Origin of the sequence: Gordonia terrae, assembly GCF_001698225.1 — a bacterium.
GTDB lineage: Bacteria > Actinomycetota > Actinomycetes > Mycobacteriales > Mycobacteriaceae > Gordonia > Gordonia terrae.
In genome coordinates, this window is the sequence record NZ_CP016594.1 from 548,893 (window position 1) to 567,573 (window position 18,681).

Here is an 18,681-nt window from a genome sequence, read left to right on the forward strand (position 1 = left end):
CTCGGTGGCGACCCTTGACTTTCCGAAACCTCATGACGAATACTGGCCAACGTGGCGAGCGTCACATTCGGAAACTCTCGGGAGACTGACTGATGGTTGTGAAGAAACGCCATATCGTGGCCGCGTTGGCGGCAACCGTTGCGCTGGCCACGACTGCGTGCGGTGGTTCTGACTCTTCCCGGGCTGCCGCGGCAGACGGGCAGTCACGTCTCGTCAAGGTCATGATGACTCCTGCGGTGGCCTACCGGTTGCCGGTGATGGTCGCGGAGGAGAAAGGGTTCTTCGATGAGCTGAACATTCAGATCGAAGACATCCCCCAACCCAACAACATGACTGGCGCGCAAGGGATTGCGTCGACGAAATCTGATGCGGGCCAACTCTCGGTCGCCACTGCGGTCCAAGCGATTCAGGCCGGGCAGGATCTGAAGATGTTCTGCGGGCTGGTCATGGAGGTCCAGTCGAGTCTGATGGCCAATGTCGATTCGGACTATCCGAGTACGACCGGAGGCGCGTCTTGGCAGGAAGTGATGAAATCGGCTCAGGGCAAGCGGGTCGGCGTGCAGGCGCCGGTCGGGTCGGGGTTTCAGCTGTTGACAGCCGCAGCGTTCGAGGAGGCGGGGGTCACCGACATCACGTGGGTCAACATGGGTGCGGGCAATGCGAGTAATGGCGCGGCACTCGACAGCGGCAGTGTTGATTTCGCGATCGCATCACCACCGGCCACACAGTTCCTCGAGGACTCCGGAAAGCAGGAGGCACTGGAGTATCTTCCCGACGGCCCCAGCACGTTCAAGGACTACTATGGTAGCGCTTGGGCGGCTCCGACCTCATGGGTGGAATCAAATGCCGATACCGCGAAAGACTTCTGTGCTGGGGTGCAGAAGGGTATCGATTATGTGCAGGACCCCGCGAATGCTGACGATGTGAAGCAGATTCTGATGCAAGACACCAAGATTCCGGAGAACATCGCTCAGTCGGTGCTGGAGACGGTCTACAAGCCGTACTCGACCGCACTGCCGGCTGATCGCTTCCGCGCGACGCTCGAGGGGTACGTGGATGCTGGCATCGCCAAGGCCAGTCCTCCGGTCACATACGAATCACTGGTCACGGACTTGTCTGCGCCCTCAGGTCAGTAGTCGCCGGGGTGGGCCGGAGCCTGCGCGTCGTCCACGATCTAGCAACTGATGCCGTTACAGCACAACCGATTCCCGACAGAGGAGCACCCATGTCGTCACAACCTCGCCATGTCGAACCCCAGAGGCGATCGCAGAGAGTGGATGTGGTGGTCCTCGGGACCGGCGCAGCTGGTCTGGCGGCGGCCGTCACCGCGGCGTCCTACGGTGCGAGCGTTGCGTTGGTGGAGAAGGGCGACAAGGTCGGCGGGACCAGCGCCTGGTCCGGTGGCATGGTGTGGATCCCGAACAACCCGCATATGCGCTCGAAGGGGATCGCAGACAATGTGGACGACGCACGGCGGTACCTGACGTCGATGTCGCACGGGATGATCGAGGACTCGCTGGCCGAGTCCTTTCTCGTGAACGGACCCGAAGTGATCCGGTGGCTCGAGGCCAACACACCGGTGCAGTTCACGATTGTCGACGGGATGCCCGACTATCACCCGGAGCACCCGGGTGGTTGCGTTACTGGCGGAAGGAGTCTCGAGTGTGACCTGTACCCGTTCGGAGAACTCGGTGAGTGGGCCGAACGGGTCACGGTTGGAGCACAGAACGCCAAACCATACTTCCGAATGAGCGAGACCCCCATCGGATCGCCGATCCCGGTGCGCCTTGATCCCGGCGAACTCGCACGGCGGAAAGCCGGAAACCTGAGGGGTGTCGGGCAGAGTTTGGTCGGGCGACTCCTCCGAGGGTGCCTCGACCGCGGCTTGGTACCGGTCACGTCGACGGCGGGGAGGCGTTTGATCGTCGAGGACGGAACCGTGGTGGGTGTGACAGTCGAGGGGCCCGACGGTGAACTCGACATACGGGCGTCTGGCGGGGTCGTCCTCGCAACCGGTGGCTTCGAATGGGATTCACAGTTCGTTCGCAGCTTTCTGCGTGGTCCTCTGACTCGGACAGTCTCGCTGCCGACGAACACCGGCGACGGACTGCGGATGAGTATGCGGATCGGCGCGGCGCTCGCGAACATGCGTGAGGCGTGGTGGGTACCGATTGCCGACGTCGAGAACGAGGAGGGTGACACCTACGCCTACCTCATACAGGCCGACCGCACGAAGCCGCATTCGATCATGGTCAACGGGGCAGGCCGTCGATTCACGAACGAGGCGGCGAATTACAATTCCGCCGGTGCTGCGTTCCACGTCATGGACGCGCACACATTCGAGTACGCAAACCTACCCGCGTACATGATCTTCGACGCAGAGTTCCTGAGACGGTATGGCTTTGCGAAACATGCCCCTGGCGACGCCGGTTACGAGTGGCTCACCAGCGCGGATACGATCGCGGGGCTGGCTGCGAAGATCGGTGTCCCGAGCGACGCGCTCGAAGAGACCGTAGACCTCTGGAACAAACACTGCATCGATCTGGTGGACCCGGACTTTCACCGGGGAAGCAGTGCGCACGACAACTGGTGGGGTGACCCGGCGTACAAGGGCACGCCTGCAGCAACACTCGGGCCCGTCGACTCGGCTCCGTACTACGCCATCGAAGTCCATGCGGGTGCACTCGGAACCCGGGGTGGTCCGCGTACGGGCCCCGACGGCGAGGTGCTCGACGTGGACGGCGAGGTCATTCCAGGTTTGTACGCTGCGGGGAATGTGATGGCGTCGCCACTCGGAATGACATATGGCGGAGGCGGGGGCACCCTCGCATGTGGACTCGTCTTCGGCCATCTCGCCGGGAGGCACGCTGCCCAGCGCGCGGCAGGATGATCGGCCGCTCCGTCGATTGTGATCGAAGCGCATCGGCGCCTTGCCCTCGGGGTCAACGGACATCTGCTCGGTCACGACGATGAATTGCAGGCGGCACCTCCGACTGCGAGAGAGCAAGGGTGTCCTCGCAGTCGGAGGTCGTCAGTTCGAGCCGGTTGGCGACAACGGGTGAACGGTGATCACGTTCAATTGACCGGTTCCATACCGGGAGTGAAGAGACCGTTTGTCCAGCTTGCCGACCACCGTGCGCGGCAGGCTGTCTGCCGATGACCAGCGCTCGGGTACCCACCACCTGGCCACCCGGTCAGACGTCCACGCGCTCAGGGCCTCAGGATCGAATCGGCTCCCAGCACGTGTCACGACGACGGCCAAGGGCCGCTCCTGCCAACGGCTGTCGTCGACGCCGATCACCGCGACGTCCTCGACGTCGGGGTGGGTCCGGATCGCATTCTCGAGATCGATCGACGAGATCCACTCACCACCGGATTTGATGACGTCTTTGATCCGGTCGGTGATTCGTACGTAACCATTGTGCGTGACCGAACCGATGTCGCCGGTGGGGAACCAGTCGTCGTCGCCGGGAGACTGACCAAAGTACCGGGCGGCCACCCACGGTCCGCGCACGGACAGTTCGCCGGAGCTCTGACCGTCGAAGGGGAGCTCGTCGCCGGTCTCCACATCGAGAACACGAAGCTGGACCCCGGGAATGACCCTGCCCGCCATGGCGAGGTATGTGAACTGATCTCCCTCGGGGAGTCGGCTCGGCGGATGGCCCATGCTGCAGATGCCGAGAGATTCGGTCATGCCCCACCCCTGGATCATGGGAACACCCCGCGCCCGGTAGAACTCGATGATGTCGCGAGGTGCCGCGGAACCTCCGGACACGATCAGACGCAGGCTCGAGAGATCTGCAGCGTCGTCCTGCCAACGGCCGAGGAGGTCACTCCAGAGTGTGACGACGCCGACCGCAAGAGTCACTCTCTCACGTTCGATCATGTGAGCCATCGGCTCGGGCTGTAAATGCCGGCCCGGCAGCACGATCCGTGCACCTGCCATCCACGCGGCCAGGTGCAGACTGGCGGCGTTGGTGTGGTAGATCGCGACGGAAACCAGCACCGAGTCCGACTCCCCGATCGAATACACGTTGGGCATGCTGATCGCGAAAGTGTGCAGGAAGATGGCACGATGGCTGTACACGACGCCTTTGGGGGAGCCCGAGGTGCCGCTGGTGTAGCACAGCACCGCCGCGGAGTGCTCGTCGATGACTCGAGGCGCCCGGTCCCGTGACGATTCGACCACGAGTTTGTCGAAGTCGAGCCATTCGGGGGGACTGTCATCGGATGGGTTCACGACGATCACGTGCTCGATCGTCGAATCTCCCGCCGTCATAGGCCCGATCATGTCGCTGAAGTGGGAGTCCACGATGAGGACTCTGTCCTGTGCTTCGTGAATCATGTGTGCGAGCTGTTCGACCGGCAACCGCGGGTTGAGCGGGTGCAGAACCCGCCCCGAGCACGTCACCCCGAAGTAGGTGGAAAGGTGCTCGGAGTGGTTCCACATCATCGTCGCGACGCACTCGCCAGGGGCAACTCGCAAGGCGTCCAGAACTGCCGCCAACGAGTCGGATTCGTCACCGATATCGGCGAAAGTTCGAACTGTTGCCACCCCGTCCCGGTAGGAGACGACCTCGGCGTCGGCGTGAACTCGACGCCCGTGCTCGAATATCGCGTTCACAGCGAGACTGAATTCCTGCATGGTGTTGCTGATCATGGTGGCCTCCGTGAGGATTCAGCTCGGGGTTGCACCGAGTGCGCGCCGGAACCACAGTGACGTGACATCCGGGTCGGGCACTTCGGTGCTCAAGACATCCTTGAGTGCGGCCATTGCCGCAACGCCGCTCCGTGCGAAGCTGTCGGCCAGGGTGATGGCAGTGGCCTCCAGTTCCGGAGGGGACACAACCTGGGAGACCAACCCCAGACCGAGGGCCTCGGAAGACCCGATTCGGCTACCGGACAACAGTATTCGTCGTGCTTGTAACCTTCCCACGACGCCTTCGAGTCGGCGGGCGGCGCTCAGCGCGGGCAGTCCGAACCGCACCTCGGGGAAGCTGAACCACGCACGGTCGGAGGCGATGACCTGGTCGGCGCACAGGCACAATTCGAACCCGGCCCCCACAGCAGGCCCGTCGACGGCGACTATGACGGCAACGCCAGTGCGTTCGATGGTGGTCCAGCACGCGTTGACCTCGGCGATGTACTCACGCGGGTCCTGCGCATATTGCTGAGCGTCCTCGAGATCGGCGCCCACGCAGAACTGTTCGGGTCTGATCGACCGGATGACAACTGCCCTCTTGCGCTGGTCGGCGGCTGCTTCCACCGCCTCCGTCAATGCTCTGAAATCGTCTCGCCGGAAGCAAGGTTGTGACGATTCGACTGGTAGCAGGTCTACCAGCGCCACGTGCGGCGGAAGCTCGGTGCGGTTCCCCAGAGGTGTGTTGGTCATCGGATCGGTCCTTGCGTGGTCGCAGGTGTGGTTTCGCGGTCAGGCACGGTCACCTCACGACAGAAGCCGGTGACGACGCTGAGAAATGCATCGTTGGTGCCTCCGGACGCCGAATGTCCTGCGCCCTCTACATTGACGTACTCGGTGTCCGGTCGAACTGCGAGGAGGCGACGCACCGACTCGTCACTCAGCATCGTTGACATCCCGCCGCGCACGAGTATGAGAGGTGTTCGGGATGTTGCCGTCACGGCTTCGTTGAGTTCTCGCTCTCGTAGTTCGAGATCGATATCGAGGTCGAAGACATTGGGATCCCACTTCCAGAACAATGTGCCACCGTCTCTTCGGACATGCCGTTCCATGGCCGCTCCGGGGGCGGGCGTCGCGTCTCCGTTCAACTCCGCCACACTTGCCGCCACCTCATCGAGGGTTGCGAAACCTGCTGTGCTGCGCGCGAGGAAGTCTTGGATCTCGTCGTTCCCGTCCTCATCGACATGAGGAGCGACGTCCACCAGTGCGATCCCCGCGACTCGGTGGCCGCACGCAGCGTAGGTGAGCGCGACGTCACCTCCGTATGAGAATCCACCCAGGACCGGCGGCGCCACAGCGTCGAGCGCCAATGCCTCCACCACCGTGCGCAGGTCGGCTCCCGCCCGAGCCCGGCTGTAGTCGGCGTTCTTCGACCAGTCGGAGTTCCCGTGTCCCCTCAAGTCGTAGGTGACCACCTGGAGATCGGCTGCTGCCAGCGCCTTTGCCGCGCGTCTCCACGAATGACGGCTCTGACCGATTCCGTGTAGTAGCACCACAGTTGCGGTGCCCTCCTTCTCCCACACCTCGCCTTCGAGGCGGACGCCGTCGTCAGTAATGACCGAGAAGATCTGTGATTGCGGTGCGGGTGCATCGATTCCCATTGGCTTCCTTTGCTTGTGAGCATCTGTGGGTCGGCGTGAAGCAAGTGGACGTGTAGTGGATTCGCAGGTTCTGCGGCCTAGGCGGGTGAGACTGTCTGGTCGGCGAACGGACGAGAGCGACAAACCGATTCGTCTGAACATCACCGCGATGTGGATGGTGGCGAACCGGGTGGGCGTGCTCGTTCTCGGCTCTCAATGACATGGCCGGTCTGCGCGCACACCGCCGGCCTTGCGCTGCCAATGGTCCTCCTCGGGCCGTCAAGACCCATCGCGCGTGACTGTGGTCACCACTAAACGCGATCATTTCATCATGAGGATCTGGGGTCAAGGGTCAGCCTTCGCGTGAGGTGACGACACTGACGTCAAAAGTGTTGTTCGACAACCAATCACGAGAAATCCGGTGCGGTGTACCTGAGTGGTTCGATGACTGAATGCCGGTGGGTGAGCCGTTGACATGGCCCGACAACGTGATTAAAGTAACGTTCCATCACAATCATCATGAGAAATAAAGACCGACTGGGAGTTCGCAGATGCCGCTCGAAGACCACGTTCAACTCGTTTCTGTAGATGACCACCTGATCGAACGCCCGAACGTCTGGCAGGATCGGCTGCCGACGAGATTCAGGGAGGCAGGCCCGCGGATCATCGAATCGACGGGCACCGAGAAGGACCAGTACGGCTTCGGTCAATCGGTCTCGAAAGGGCGTCAGGTCTGGACTCTCGAGGGCAAGGTCTACGCGCAGCTGGGCCTGAACGCTGTTGCGGGAAAGCCGCGTGATCAGGTGGGGACCGACCCGGTGCGATTCGAGGAAATGATCCCCGGGTGTTACGACCCCAAGGCGCGTGTTCTCGACATGGATGTGGACGGTGTACAGGCAGCCATGCTCTTCCCCTCGTTTCCGCGGTTCGCGGGGACGTTGTTCGGCACCCTCGACGACCGGGAACTGGCGCGGCAGTGCGTCATGGCGTGGAACGATTACGTCTTGGAGGAGTGGTGCGCCGCTTATCCGGACCGCTTCATCCCGATGGTCATCCTCCCGTTCTGGGACCTCGACCAGGCGTTGGCGGAGTTGGACCGCGTCGCAGACCACAACATCCGCGCCATCTCGTTCCCCGAGAATCCCTCGAAACTCGGGCATCCGTCACTACACAGCAACCACTGGGACCCACTGTGGGCGCGACTTCAAGAGGCGGGGATCGTCGTGTGCCTGCATTTCGGGACCTCCGGACAGGTCACCCTGACGTCGGACGATGCGCCGATGGCGGTGATGACGACGCTGATGGGGACGAACTCGATGGCCGCGATGGCCGATCTTCTCTACTCGCCGATGCTGCACAAGTTCCCGTCTCTCAAGGTCTCCCTCTCCGAAGGTGGGGTGGGCTGGGTGCCCTGGCTCCTCGAACGCGCGGACCAGGTCTGGGAGCGCCATCGCTTCTACCAGAACATCAATCAGGAAGTGCCGCCGTCGGAGATCTTCCGTCGCAACATCTGGGGGTGTTTCATCGTCGATCAGTTCGGTGTTGACAACCGTCATGCGATCGGGATCGACCGACTGACCTGGGAATGCGACTACCCGCATTCGGATTCGTATTGGCCCAACAGCCGCAAGATCGTCTCTGAGATGTTCGACAAAGTCCCGTCGCCGGAGGTCGAGCAGATCGTGGAAATGAATGCTCGGGAACTCTTCCGATTCCCGAGACTGTGAGGTGACGACATCATGATGGCCGACCCCAAGCAAGAGCAAACGCTCGACGAGAGCATGAAGTCAGACTGGGACGAACAAGATCTGCTGACGATCGACGAGGCAGCCGACCGTGTGAGAGAAGAGCAACAGAACCTCACGGTCAGCCTCGAGGGCGAGCGTGACGAACAGGTCCGACACCGGCTCGAACGCCGATTGGACACGTTGTCCAAGTGCCTGGAGAGCATCACGGCGGGACCGACCGAGCTGGCGCGCATACAGGTATAGCCCGTACTGCCCGGCCAGTGTCTTGCGGGGCTGTGGCGGAGGCCCGTGCGTCCGGTAGCTTGACCACTCATGACACGGATGAGGCGGGTCTGGCCCGCGACGATAACCGGGGTCCTGGCCATGGTCGTGTCTCTCGCTCATCCCGCAGCGGCACAACCGGACTCGCCGAGCGCGGGACTCGGGCCGACCGACACCTCGCTCATGCACGGCGACCTCGCTTCGACGGACTCCACCCGGCATCGCGGACCCGGCCCCGGCGCGCGGCTGGCTGCCTCTTCGGTCCCCGGCGGCGCCTGCGCGGCGACGTTCGTGGGGCGCGACGGGATGCCCGTCGCGTTGTGCACGCAGTTCGTCGGGTCGTCGCCGCCTGCGTTCGCGGTTCCGATGGTCGTCCTCTTCGATCCCCGGACCGCGCGGCCGCTGGCGTCCACACACCTGACGAAGGGCGGTCTGCTCGGCGGTGTGTACGGCTACCTCGATGACCGCGACCGGGTGGTCGTAGCCGACGGCTCGAATTCGATTCTCCGTGTCGCGCACGCGAAGACGGCCACCGGATGGCAGGTCTACGTCGACCATCGGGTCGACGTCCGGAAGGCGATCCCGGCAGGTGACGCGATCACCGGCCTGGCGCCGGACTTCGACGGCCGCGTCTGGTTCGCGACGACAGGCGGGGTGGTCGGGACGGTGGACCGGCACGACATCGTGCGGTCCACCCGGCTCCCGGCTGGAGAGGAACTGGGCAACGGCCTGTCGATCCGGCGGGCCGGCGCGTCGATCCTGACGACGCACGCGCTGTACGAGATGCGCGCCGACGCAGGCGGCGCACCGCGAGTCGTCTGGCGTCGCGCCTATGACCGGGGGCCGGCACGCAAACCCGGGCAGCTCACCTGGGGGTCGGGGACGACACCGACGTACTTCGGTCCGGGCGGCGACGGGTGGGTCGCGATGGTCGACAACGCGGAGCCGCCGCGACTTCGGGTGCTGCGCAGCGACGACGGCACCGAAGTCTGTAGTTTGCAGGCGTTTTCGACTTCGGGTCCGGGCACCGAGAACTCGCCGATGGCGTGGGGGAACTCATTGGTCATCCCCAGTACATACGGTTATCAGTACCCGCCGATGGCGGTGCGGGGTCGTGCGGTGCCGGACGTTGCCCCGTTCGTCGGCGGAGCGACCCGCATCGACGTCGGTGAAAGCGGTTGCCGACGCGTCTGGGAGAACCGCGGCCGGATTGCCACGTTGCCCAAACTGTCTCGTGCGGATGGTCTGATCCATGCGATCGGGTACGGACCTCTCGAGCCGGGTCGGCCCCAACAGCTGGGTGAAGTCGTCTACCTCGCAACCGACTTCGAGACGGGGCGGCGGGTGGCGACCGTGCCGGTCGGTACGGCGCCGTTCGACGAACCCCTCGAACTGACCGGAACGATCACCGCGGATGGAACACTGTGGCAGGCGACTCTCGGTCGCATGCTGAAGGTCGCGCCGGGGCGTTGAAGCGACTCTCAGCAATCCCCCTCGGCCACTTCGTCGACCAGCCCCCAGGACAACGCGGTGGCGGGACCGACTCGCAGCCCGGACATCGCGAGATACGAGGTGCGCCATCTCCCGATCCGGCGCGGGATGCTGACCGTACCGCCGGCGCCGGGAATGAGGCCGAGACCCAGCTCGGGCAGTCCGAACACGGCGTCGGGACGGGCGACGATGGTCCCGCAGTATGCTGCCATCTCGAGACCACTGCCGAGGACTGCGCCGTGGACGTGCGCGCGGAGTCGGGTTCCGAGTCGTGTGCGAACCGCGTCGAGGAGCAGGGCGGGGCTGTACTTTGTGCGAGCGAGGTGCGCGGCGGCGGGATCATCGAGTAGTCCGAACTCGACGAGATCCCCTCCGCTACAGAAGGATCGACCACTGCCGGTGAACACGACCGAGGCGATGGACTCGTCGGTGAGGGCGACCTCCAGGCCGTCGATGAGTCCCGAGCGCAGGGCGTTGCTGAACGCGTTGTGTCGATCGGGTCGGTTGAACGTGATCGTCAGGGCGTCGTCGTGGCGGTGGAGTAGCACGGCGTCAACTTGCACGTGTGGTGCGCAGTGGCCCTTCTCCGCCAGCCAGCGGGCGAACTCAGGACCCGCCTGCAGCGTGGAGTAGGCGAGTGATTCGGTGGTCAGCCCCCGCCGAGTGCCGGTACCGGGGGTGTTCACGCGCAACACGTCGTCGCAGACCCTCGCTGCCACCGGGTTTGCCGAGATCGTGGCGCGAACACTCTCGAGGCTGTCGGTGATCGAGTCGACGACCACCAGACGCGGATCGTCGCCCGACTGCTCGGTGAGCGTGAACGAGGCGTGATCGGCCCAGGCATCGGCGACGGAGCCGGGGGGCACCGATCCACTGGGACTCACGGCGACGACGATGCCGCCGAACGAGTCGTGCTCGTCCGGCGGCGCGTCGAGACCGTCCAGGTCGACGACCGTCAGAGACGTGTCGAGGTCGTCCATCGTCGTCGCGGTCTTCCTCTCACACCGGCCGCGAGGCGGCGTCTTCGCCGGCGAGGTAGCCGAACACGACACCGAGCACGATGGTGCCACCGGCGCCGCCGTAGAATCCGAGAGTGGTTGCGCCGCCGACATTCCCGGCAGCGTAGAGCCCTTGGATCGGGTCGCCCTCGAGATTGAGGACGCGCCCCTTCTCATCGGTGCGTGGGCCACCCAGTGTGCCGATCGCACTCGCCTCGACCTTGACCGCGTAGTACGGAGGCCGATCGATCGGGCCCAGCGCTCCCGAGGCCGGATTCTTCAGGGCGGGTCGCATGATCATCGCGAGTGGACGCACCAGGCATCGGCGCATGAGGTCCCCTCGCCGGGAGCGGGAGAAATGGGCCATCACGAAACCGGCGATCGGGCCGATCAGCTTCGCGAGGGTGGCGCGACTGCGCTCGGCCAGACGTGGCGACCATGCGTTCCACGACAGTCTTCCCAAGAAGGGGTTGTGGTCTCCGAAGAACCGCTCAAAGGTCGTCGTGCCGCGACCGAACCACGGATCGCGTCCCTTCGCTGCCTCCGGGTTGAAGTCGCGGACGGTCTCGGCAAGGCCGGCCGGGTCGATTCCGCACTTGCGTGCAAGTGCCTCGAGGGTGGGCGCGGACTCCACGTTGGGCGGGTACTCCCCACCCGGCTGGGTGCCGAGGAAGGCGTAGCGCTCGTGGTAGTACTCGTCGAAGATCATCCAGGCGGTCTCGTTGACCATTTCGCCGCTCTCGGGATCGGCAGCGCGCATGACTGCGCCGAGGTCGTTGTACGACGCCGCCTCGTTGCCGAACCGTTGGCCGTGTCGATTGACCATGATCGTGTGCGGGAGTGCGCGTTCGCCCTGGACCAGGCGACTGATGGGCCTACCGTCCAGTTCCTCCCCGGGTACCTGGATGCCGGGCATCCACCAGGCCTGGTCCATGCCGACGAGATCGGCACCGACATCGGTCACCATCTGCACGGCGTCCCCGACATGGCCCTTGACGCTGACCTGGACGGGGAATTCACCTCCCAGGTATTTGGACGTCAGATCGGTCGAGCCCTCGAAACCTCCCGAGGCGAGGATGACGCCGCGCCGCGCCGATATCGTCGTGTCGCCGCCGGCGGTCTGGATCTCGACGCCGGTGACGACTCCGGCTTCGGTCACCAGGCGGGTCACGCGGCTGCGGGTGCGGACCTGCACTCCGAGGTCGAGACATCCCTCCAGTAGCGCCCCGATCAGTGCATATCCGCCGAGCCACACACTCTGGATGCCGTTCATCAGCCAGAGCGGCAGCGGATTGCGCGCCATGCCGGACTTCTTCGGCGGACGCACCACCGACGTGTCGTCACCGAGCCCTACGGGCGACCACGGCGCGGGGAACAGGGCACGGAAATTCGACGCCCCACGGATGTCCGAGGTGTAGTCCGGCCAGGCGACCGGTATCCACCGCAGACCTGTTCGCTCTTCGACGAAGTGCGCAACGGCCGGCGCGGTATCGAGGAAGGTGTCGATGACCTTGGTGTCGAGAGTGGCGTCACGGCCCTCTCCGAGAAGATAGACGCGGCCCTCCTCGCGAGAATCCGAGGTACCGAGCGCGCCATAGGAGTACTGGTGGTTCGGGACCCAGATGGCGCCACCGGAGATCGCGGAAGTGCCGCCGACGAGGTCCTCGGATTCCAGAACCAGGACGGCGGCCCCCTTTGCTGCTGCGCTCAACGCTGCGGCCATGCCTGAGGCACCGGAACCGACGACGATGACGTCGATCTCGGTGGGAACGTCGAGTTCGGCGGCTGAGCCGACTCTTCCTCGAGGTGCAGAGGTACGATTGTTCAGCTTCATGAGGCCCCTCACTGACTCTCTCTACTATGCGCTGGCTCACACCATACGCTATTCATCATGATCAAATTTCTGGCGGGGTTTCGGCTCGGTCAGCGGGCGAGGTACCCGGCGTCGACCGCCAGGGAATGCCCGGTCACGTATGACGATCGGTCCGAACACAGCCACAAGCAGGCCTCGGCGATCTCGTCCGGAGTGCCCAGGCGCCCGAACAGGCTGAGGCCGAATTCGTCGGGAGGCGTGACTCCCGACGCCGCTCGCGCGGCGCGAATCATCGGCGTGTCGATGCCGCCGGGTAGAACCGCGTTGACGCGGATCTGATCCCGGCCGTGCTCGAGCGCGGCGGTCTTGGTCAAGCCCACGACGCCGTGCTTGGTCGCGACGTAGGCCGGATTGTGTGCGCGCGCTTTCACCGAGCTGACCGAGCCGAGGTTCACGATCGATCCGGATTTCTGCGAGACCATCTGTCGTAGCTCATGTTTGAGGCACAGAGCGACTGCCCGGAGGTTCACCGCGACGATACGGTCGAACGTCGCGATGTCGAGATCGACGATCGGCGCCGAGTCGGGGGGCATGGCGGCGTTGTTCACGGCGCAGTCGAGCCGGCCCCACTGGTCAGTCGCAACGGCAACCATGTTCGCGACGTCGTCCTCATTCGACACGTCGACGCGTGTGAAAGACGCAATCCCGCCCCCGGCCGAGATCTCGTCGACTGTCGCCTGCCCTCGGTCTACGTCGAGGTCGGCTATGAGGACCCGCGCCCCGGAAGAGGCGAGAAGCCGGGCAGTCGCGGCGCCCATTCCAGAACCTCCGCCGGTGACGATCGCGACGCGACCGTCCATCTCGGATCGGTGTCCGGTGTGTGTCATGTGGTGCTCCTGTCTGCGAAGGAAACTTCGCACTATGGGTCCGAGAGGTTGTCCCGAGAAGCCTGTGACCTCGACTGTCTCGCAGAGGGTGTGATCTCCATCTCGAGCGATCCGAACTGTGACGCGGCTTGACAACCTATTCCTCATGATAAACACTTTGATGTGACAGTCGCCATAGTGATGCGACGTACAGCCACCTTGGAAGGACGCTCATGAGCTGGAAAAAACTGACGGCGCTCGTCGGCACCGCAGCGGTAGCCGTTGGCATCGCCGCATGCGGAAGCGGCGGCAGTTCGGGAGACGCAGGGGCCATGCAGGTCATGATGTTCCCGAGCGTCGCCTACCGCCTTCCGGTGATTGTGGCCCAGGAGAAGGGCTTCTTCGCTGACGAGGGCGTGAGCATCAATGTGATCGCGCAGCCCAACAATCTGCAGGGCATCCAGGCGCTCGAGGCGACCAAATCCCAAGCCGGCATGATGGGCACTTCGACTTTCGCGCAGGGCATCCAGGCCGGCAGCCAGGTGCAGGCGTTCTGCGGTGGAATCGATGTCACGCAGTCCTCGATCGTCGCATCGGCAGACTCCCCGTTGCCGTCGGTGTCCGAAGGGGCATCTCCGGATCAGGTCTTCGACGCGATCAAGGGCCGCAAGGTCGGCGCACAGACTCCGGTCGGCAGTGGTTTCCAGGTCATGCTCGAGGACGCGCTGACCGAAGGCGGCGCGACGGACCTGACCTGGGTCAATGTCGGCGGCAGTAACTCGGTCACGCAGGCATCGCTGCAGAACGGCAGCGTCGATGTCGCGCAGTCGAGTCCGTCGGGAACGCAGCAGTTGGTCGGAACCGGCGTGGCCAAAGAGCTGATCTACCTGCCCGATCACAGCGAACTCTATGGCCAGATGTACGGCAGCCCGTGGGTCGGCCCGACCGCCTGGCTCCAGGACAACGCGGAGACCGCCAAGGGGTTCTGTGACGCGACGGCCACCGCCCTCGACTACATCAAGGATCCGGCCAACCGAGACGAGGTCCGGCAGATATCGATGAAGGACAGCGGGATCACCGACGAGAAGGTCGCTGATGCAGTCCTGGCAACTTACGATCGGGGCTACTCGGCCGACCTGTCGACAGATGTCATCCAGCGGACGTTCGACAAATACGTCGAACTCGGCATCGTGAAGCCCGAGCCCCGGCTCGACGCCTCGACTCTCGTGAACACGGTCGGACGTTGACATGACCACTGTCACGCCGAACACACGAAAGAGCGGCAAGCACATGAGCGAAGCGGTACGTGCCGCTGATCCCGTCGCCGAGCCCCGGGTCAGCTTCACCAACATTCGGCAGGTGTTCGAACTGCCGAAGCAATCGAAGAAAGACACCTCCGCAGCGTCGACCGTTGTTGCGCTCGACAACGTGACGTTGGAGATCCCTGACGGCCAGTTCGTGGCGTTGGTGGGGGCCAGTGGCTGTGGAAAGACGACGCTGATGAACATGGTCGCGGGTTTGGTGAAACCCACGCATGGGACCGTCAAGGTGAACGGGGAAGCTCCCCGTCTCCCCAACCTGGACATCGGGTACATGTTCGCTCGAGATGCCCTGCTGCCGTGGCGAAGTGCTCGTCGCAGTGTGGAACTGCCACTCGAGGTTCGCGGTTGGGATCGGCAACGTCGCCGGGAACGCGCCGACGAGATGCTCGACCTCGTCGGCCTGCGTGACAAGCACACGCAGTACCGAAACCAGCTCTCACAGGGGATGCGCCAGCGCGTCGCGCTCGCCAGGACGCTGGCCTCCGATCCGTCGATCCTGTTGATGGACGAGCCCTTTGCCGCACTCGACGCGCGGACCAAGCTCACGCTCGAAGGAGAGTTTCTTCGAATCTGGGAGAACGGTGGGGATGAACGCAAGACGGTCATCTTCGTCACCCATGATCTGGACGAAGCTGTCCTGCTGGCCGACCGGGTGGTGATCATGCTGCCCCGTCCGGGACGTATCGCCGAGGACATCATCGTCGATCTACCTCGCCCCCGTGCGGACCATCTCGGTGAGGTCCGTTACACGGAGGAGTTCCGTGAGATCACTCAGAATCTCTTCGACAGCCTCGAAGGCGCGATCGCCTCGACTGCACCTGACGCGGTGAATGAGCGATGACGATATCTGATGAGAGGGTGACTCTTTCATCCTCGACGCCGACGACGGAGCCAGATGATGCGGCGAAGGCGCCGTCGAAGATGAAGCACCGCTTGGCGGTCACGGCGATCCAGGTCGCCGTGGTCGCGACCTTCCTCGCGCTGTGGGAGTGGGCGTCTCGGACCGAGGTGATCGACCCGCTGCTGTTCGGACGACCCAGCCAGGTGTGGACCGCGTTCTTCGACTATGTCCCGTCGCCCGAGGGCTTGGCGTCGCTGAGCGCGACCTTCCAGGCGGTTGCCCTGGCCTTCGTGATCGGGTCCGTTCTCGGTACCGTGTGTGGCTTCATTCTCGGGCTCAGCAGCTGGGCCAACGACATCTTCGGTCCGTTCTTGGTGCCGCTCAACAGCATTCCGCGCATCGCGCTGGCACCGATGTTCATCGCCTGGTTCGGACTGACGATGAACGCGAAGGTGTTCCTCGCCGTGACGATCGTGTTCTTCATCCTCGCTGAGAACGCCAGGTCGGCGGTCCAGTCGGTCGACACCGATCTCATGACGATGGCGCGGGTGGTCGGTCTCAAGGGCCCGGCGCTGGTCTGGAAGGTCGTCCTGCCGTCCGCGGTGCCGACCATGTTCGCAGGTCTCCGCCTGACCTTCACGTATTCGCTGCTCGGTGTCATCGCCTCGGAGATGATCGCCGCGACGAACGGTATCGGTCAGGACATAGTCCTGTTCTCCTCGGGTTACCAGATCAACACTGTGTTCGCGATCATCATCGAGCTGGTGATCATCGCGGTGTTCGTCAACGCGGTCTTCCAGTACACCGAGCGTCGGCTCCTGCGCTGGCAGGACTGAGATCGTCACAGACCCCGGCCCCGGCGACATCGTCGCCGGGGCCGGTTTCAACTGCGCTGTCGGTGCTCGGTGGGCCGTTCGGCATCAACCTTTCATGCCGCGCGCATCCATTCCACTCAGCGAATCACCTGCGACCTCGGCGTTGTGCGCGTGGCCCATGTGATGGAGCCCGAACACCGAATCGAGTCCAGACCGGAAGCCTTGCAGATCTTCGGCCTGATTGACCGCCTTCTTGGCCAAAGCCAGGCCGAAAGCCGGCATCGTCGCGATCCTCGCGGCGATGGCGTCGACGCGGTCGTCGAGTTCGTCACGCGCCACGACCTGGTTCACCAAACCCGCGGCCAGTGCGCGAGTGGCATCGAAACGGTCACCGGTGAACAGGAACTCCTTGGCCGTACGAGGGCTCATCACCCAGGGGTGCGCGAAGTACTCGACGCCCGGGATGCCCATCTTGACGACCGGGTCGGAGAAGAACGCATCGTCCGAGGCGACGATGAAGTCGCACGCCCAGGCAAGCATCAGACCGCCGGCTATGCATGCGCCGTGGACCTTCGCGATCATCGGCTTGGGGATCTCGCGCCACCTGCGGCACATGCCCAGGTAGACCTCGGACTCGCGGGCGAAGCGGGAGTCCACGCCCTCGCGGCCGACATGATCCCAGTAGATGAGCGCGCGCCGGTCGAAGCTCTGGTCGACATCGCGCCCCGGTGTGCCGATGTCGTGTCCGGCACAGAAGTGCTTGCCGGCGCCGGACAGGACGATGGCCTTCACGTCGTCGTCCTCGACCGCGCGGACGAGAGCGTCATCGATGGCGTAGGTCATCGCGGAGTTCTGTGCGTTGGAGTACTCGGGCCGGTTGAGCGTCACGTATGCGATCGCTTCGCGGGTCTCGTAGGTGATGAGGCCGGGATTCGTTTCTGTCATGGCCGGAGGGTAGCAGCACTTCCCAAATTCATCACGATGAATTGATGCTTCTCGCGAACTCACCAGATAGGCTGTGAGACATGAAGATAGGACCGTTTGATGTCGTACCCACGCGCCGCGACGCGCGGTTGGACATCGCCGATTATCGGGCCGCTGCGCGTCGTCGTCTACCCCGACCGGTGTGGGCTTACGTGGAGAACGGCGCGGACGACGGTCGAACCACTGCCGCGAACGCGTGGGCGTGGAGTCGATGGAATGTGCGACAACGCGTGCTGGCCGGAGTGCCGTCAGTCGACACCGCCACCACGGTGGTCGGTGATGACCTGGGGCTTCCGATTCTGCTTGCGCCCGTGGGTCTTGCGGGGGCTGTGGGAGGCGCCGGTGATCTCGCAGCCGTCGAAGCGGCCGAACGTGTTTCGACGCGCGCGATCCTGAGCACCGGGTCAACCCACTCGCTCGAGGAAGTCGGCCGGTCGGCTACCTCGGCCGGTTGGTTCCAGCTCTATCCCTGGGGCGACCGGAATCTGACCGGGTCACTCATCGATCGGGCTCGCGCCGCCGGGTTCGGCACCCTCGTCGTCACCGTGGATGTTCCTGTCGTCGGTAATCGATTGGGGGAGAGGCGCTTCGGTATGAATTCGGAACCATGGCTGTCGCCGGCCGTCGCTCTGCACTATGCCGCTCGTCCCCGCTGGCTCCTCGCAGCAGCCCGGCACCGGCGGTTCAGCCTGGCGAACCTGTCTGCTGCCGGCGACGACGGTGGGATCGCCGAGTCGGTTCGTCGCCACGCGATCGCGATGCGCCCCGACCTGTCCTGGGACGACCTGGCGTGGATGCGTGCCCGCTGGGACGGGCCCGTCGTGGTCAAGGGCGTCCTGGACGGGGAAGATGCCGCTCGCGCAGTCGACAGTGGTGCCGAGGGGGTGATCGTCTCCAACCACGGTGGTCGACAACTTGCCGGAACCCTGCCCACGGCTCGGGCGCTGGTCGACATCGTCGACCGGGTGGGGTGTGACGTAGACGTTCTCGTTGACGGTGGAATCCGTTCGGGCTCAGACGTTGTCGTCGCATTGGCGCTGGGGGCGCGGGCCGTCCTGATCGGTCGTCCCTGGCTGTACGGGTTGGCTGTGGGAGGCGTCGACGGTGTGTCCGGCGTACTCGACATACTCGATTCCGAGACGCGGCGCACCGCCCACCTGATGGGTGTGAGCTCACTTCGCGACTTGTCTCGCAGTCACCTTGCCTGTGTCGAAGGTGAGGTGGGAGATCTCTGGTGGTGATGACGCCACCGGTCGGTTACTT

At 64.2% G+C, this 18,681-nt stretch carries 16 protein-coding genes; 9 read left to right on the forward strand and 7 right to left on the reverse strand.

What is annotated here, in order from left to right:
* Nucleotides 1-92: 92 nt before the first annotated feature.
* Complete coding sequence (locus tag BCM27_RS02520; RefSeq protein ID WP_004021628.1) at nucleotides 93-1,136, forward strand: ABC transporter substrate-binding protein; 1,044 nt, start codon at nucleotides 93-95, stop codon at nucleotides 1,134-1,136.
* A 146-nt stretch (nucleotides 1,137-1,282) separates the two neighbouring features.
* Nucleotides 1,283-2,890: an FAD-dependent oxidoreductase gene (locus tag BCM27_RS02525; RefSeq protein WP_306304213.1), complete on the forward strand. Its 1,608-nt coding sequence runs from the start codon at nucleotides 1,283-1,285 to the stop codon at nucleotides 2,888-2,890.
* Nucleotides 2,891-3,031: 141 nt separating this feature from the next.
* Here the strand turns inward: BCM27_RS02525 and BCM27_RS02530 are convergent, their stop codons facing one another.
* From BCM27_RS02530 to BCM27_RS02540, 3 genes are read right to left on the reverse strand one after another with little or no spacing between them, the layout of a single operon-like run.
* On the reverse strand, nucleotides 3,032-4,660 hold the full coding sequence (locus tag BCM27_RS02530) for a long-chain-fatty-acid--CoA ligase (protein ID WP_004021630.1): 1,629 nt from the start codon (nucleotides 4,658-4,660) through the stop codon (nucleotides 3,032-3,034).
* A gap of 18 nt (nucleotides 4,661-4,678) precedes the next feature.
* Nucleotides 4,679-5,392, reverse strand: coding sequence for an enoyl-CoA hydratase/isomerase family protein (locus BCM27_RS02535; RefSeq protein WP_004021631.1), 714 nt, complete (start codon nucleotides 5,390-5,392; stop codon nucleotides 4,679-4,681).
* Nucleotides 5,389-6,300 (reverse strand): alpha/beta fold hydrolase, encoded by a 912-nt coding sequence (locus BCM27_RS02540; protein ID WP_004021632.1) that lies wholly within the window; start codon nucleotides 6,298-6,300, stop codon nucleotides 5,389-5,391. The genes BCM27_RS02535 and BCM27_RS02540 overlap by 4 nt, the downstream gene beginning before the upstream one ends.
* 530 nt (nucleotides 6,301-6,830) lie before the next feature.
* Here BCM27_RS02540 and BCM27_RS02545 point away from each other — a divergent pair.
* From BCM27_RS02545 to BCM27_RS02555, 3 genes are all read left to right on the forward strand, one after another.
* Complete coding sequence (locus BCM27_RS02545; protein ID WP_004021633.1) at nucleotides 6,831-8,006, forward strand: amidohydrolase family protein; 1,176 nt, start codon at nucleotides 6,831-6,833, stop codon at nucleotides 8,004-8,006.
* Between the two features lie 12 nt (nucleotides 8,007-8,018).
* Nucleotides 8,019-8,270 carry a hypothetical protein gene (locus tag BCM27_RS02550; protein ID WP_004021634.1) on the forward strand — a complete coding sequence of 84 codons (252 nt, stop codon included), beginning with the start codon at nucleotides 8,019-8,021 and terminating at the stop codon, nucleotides 8,268-8,270.
* 120 nt (nucleotides 8,271-8,390) lie between these two features.
* Complete coding sequence (locus BCM27_RS02555; RefSeq protein ID WP_004021635.1) at nucleotides 8,391-9,761, forward strand: hypothetical protein; 1,371 nt, start codon at nucleotides 8,391-8,393, stop codon at nucleotides 9,759-9,761.
* An 8-nt stretch (nucleotides 9,762-9,769) separates the two neighbouring features.
* On the opposite strand, the gene BCM27_RS02560 is transcribed toward BCM27_RS02555, so the two are convergent.
* The 3 genes from BCM27_RS02560 to BCM27_RS02570 all read right to left on the reverse strand — a co-directional run bounded on the left by BCM27_RS02560 (nucleotide 9,770) and on the right by BCM27_RS02570 (nucleotide 13,477).
* Nucleotides 9,770-10,759, reverse strand: a complete 990-nt coding sequence (locus BCM27_RS02560) for an enoyl-CoA hydratase/isomerase family protein (RefSeq protein WP_004021636.1) — start codon at nucleotides 10,757-10,759, stop codon at nucleotides 9,770-9,772.
* Nucleotides 10,760-10,778: 19 nt separating this feature from the next.
* A complete protein-coding gene (locus tag BCM27_RS02565) occupies nucleotides 10,779-12,611 on the reverse strand; it encodes an FAD-dependent oxidoreductase (RefSeq protein ID WP_099049335.1) in 1,833 nt (610 codons plus the stop codon).
* Between the two features lie 89 nt (nucleotides 12,612-12,700).
* On the reverse strand, nucleotides 12,701-13,477 hold the full coding sequence (locus BCM27_RS02570; protein WP_004021504.1) for an SDR family NAD(P)-dependent oxidoreductase: 777 nt from the start codon (nucleotides 13,475-13,477) through the stop codon (nucleotides 12,701-12,703).
* A gap of 212 nt (nucleotides 13,478-13,689) precedes the next feature.
* On the opposite strand from BCM27_RS02570, the gene BCM27_RS02575 reads away from it, so the two are divergent.
* The 3 genes from BCM27_RS02575 to BCM27_RS02585 all read left to right on the forward strand — a co-directional run bounded on the left by BCM27_RS02575 (nucleotide 13,690) and on the right by BCM27_RS02585 (nucleotide 16,455).
* Nucleotides 13,690-14,703, forward strand: a complete 1,014-nt coding sequence (locus BCM27_RS02575) for an ABC transporter substrate-binding protein (protein ID WP_004021505.1) — start codon at nucleotides 13,690-13,692, stop codon at nucleotides 14,701-14,703.
* 1 nt (nucleotide 14,704) lies between these two features.
* Nucleotides 14,705-15,619, forward strand: a complete 915-nt coding sequence (locus tag BCM27_RS02580) for an ABC transporter ATP-binding protein (RefSeq protein WP_004021506.1) — start codon at nucleotides 14,705-14,707, stop codon at nucleotides 15,617-15,619.
* Between the two features lie 80 nt (nucleotides 15,620-15,699).
* Nucleotides 15,700-16,455 (forward strand): ABC transporter permease, encoded by a 756-nt coding sequence (locus tag BCM27_RS02585; RefSeq protein WP_004021507.1) that lies wholly within the window; start codon nucleotides 15,700-15,702, stop codon nucleotides 16,453-16,455.
* 84 nt (nucleotides 16,456-16,539) lie between these two features.
* On the opposite strand, the gene BCM27_RS02590 is transcribed toward BCM27_RS02585, so the two are convergent.
* Nucleotides 16,540-17,379: an enoyl-CoA hydratase gene (locus tag BCM27_RS02590; protein ID WP_004021508.1), complete on the reverse strand. Its 840-nt coding sequence runs from the start codon at nucleotides 17,377-17,379 to the stop codon at nucleotides 16,540-16,542.
* Between the two features lie 80 nt (nucleotides 17,380-17,459).
* Between BCM27_RS02590 and BCM27_RS02595 the strand changes: the two genes are divergently transcribed.
* A complete protein-coding gene (locus BCM27_RS02595) occupies nucleotides 17,460-18,659 on the forward strand; it encodes an alpha-hydroxy acid oxidase (protein WP_004021509.1) in 1,200 nt (399 codons plus the stop codon).
* Nucleotides 18,660-18,681: the final 22 nt, after the last annotated feature.

Coding starts and splice junctions, on each gene's coding strand:
- BCM27_RS02520 (WP_004021628.1), top strand. CDS start 93: ATGGTTGTGAAGAAACGCCATATCGTGGCCGCGTTGGCGGCAACCGTT.
- BCM27_RS02545 (WP_004021633.1), top strand. CDS start 6,831: ATGCCGCTCGAAGACCACGTTCAACTCGTTTCTGTAGATGACCACCTG.
- BCM27_RS02585 (WP_004021507.1), top strand. CDS start 15,700: ATGAAGCACCGCTTGGCGGTCACGGCGATCCAGGTCGCCGTGGTCGCG.
- BCM27_RS02540 (WP_004021632.1), bottom strand. CDS start 6,300: ATGGGAATCGATGCACCCGCACCGCAATCACAGATCTTCTCGGTCATT.
- BCM27_RS02580 (WP_004021506.1), top strand. CDS start 14,705: ATGACCACTGTCACGCCGAACACACGAAAGAGCGGCAAGCACATGAGC.
- BCM27_RS02555 (WP_004021635.1), top strand. CDS start 8,391: ATGGTCGTGTCTCTCGCTCATCCCGCAGCGGCACAACCGGACTCGCCG.
- BCM27_RS02570 (WP_004021504.1), bottom strand. CDS start 13,477: ATGACACACACCGGACACCGATCCGAGATGGACGGTCGCGTCGCGATC.
- BCM27_RS02575 (WP_004021505.1), top strand. CDS start 13,690: ATGAGCTGGAAAAAACTGACGGCGCTCGTCGGCACCGCAGCGGTAGCC.
- BCM27_RS02535 (WP_004021631.1), bottom strand. CDS start 5,392: ATGACCAACACACCTCTGGGGAACCGCACCGAGCTTCCGCCGCACGTG.
- BCM27_RS02560 (WP_004021636.1), bottom strand. CDS start 10,759: ATGGACGACCTCGACACGTCTCTGACGGTCGTCGACCTGGACGGTCTC.
- BCM27_RS02550 (WP_004021634.1), top strand. CDS start 8,019: ATGATGGCCGACCCCAAGCAAGAGCAAACGCTCGACGAGAGCATGAAG.
- BCM27_RS02565 (WP_099049335.1), bottom strand. CDS start 12,611: ATGAAGCTGAACAATCGTACCTCTGCACCTCGAGGAAGAGTCGGCTCA.
- BCM27_RS02595 (WP_004021509.1), top strand. CDS start 17,460: ATGAAGATAGGACCGTTTGATGTCGTACCCACGCGCCGCGACGCGCGG.
- BCM27_RS02530 (WP_004021630.1), bottom strand. CDS start 4,660: ATGATCAGCAACACCATGCAGGAATTCAGTCTCGCTGTGAACGCGATA.
- BCM27_RS02590 (WP_004021508.1), bottom strand. CDS start 17,379: ATGACAGAAACGAATCCCGGCCTCATCACCTACGAGACCCGCGAAGCG.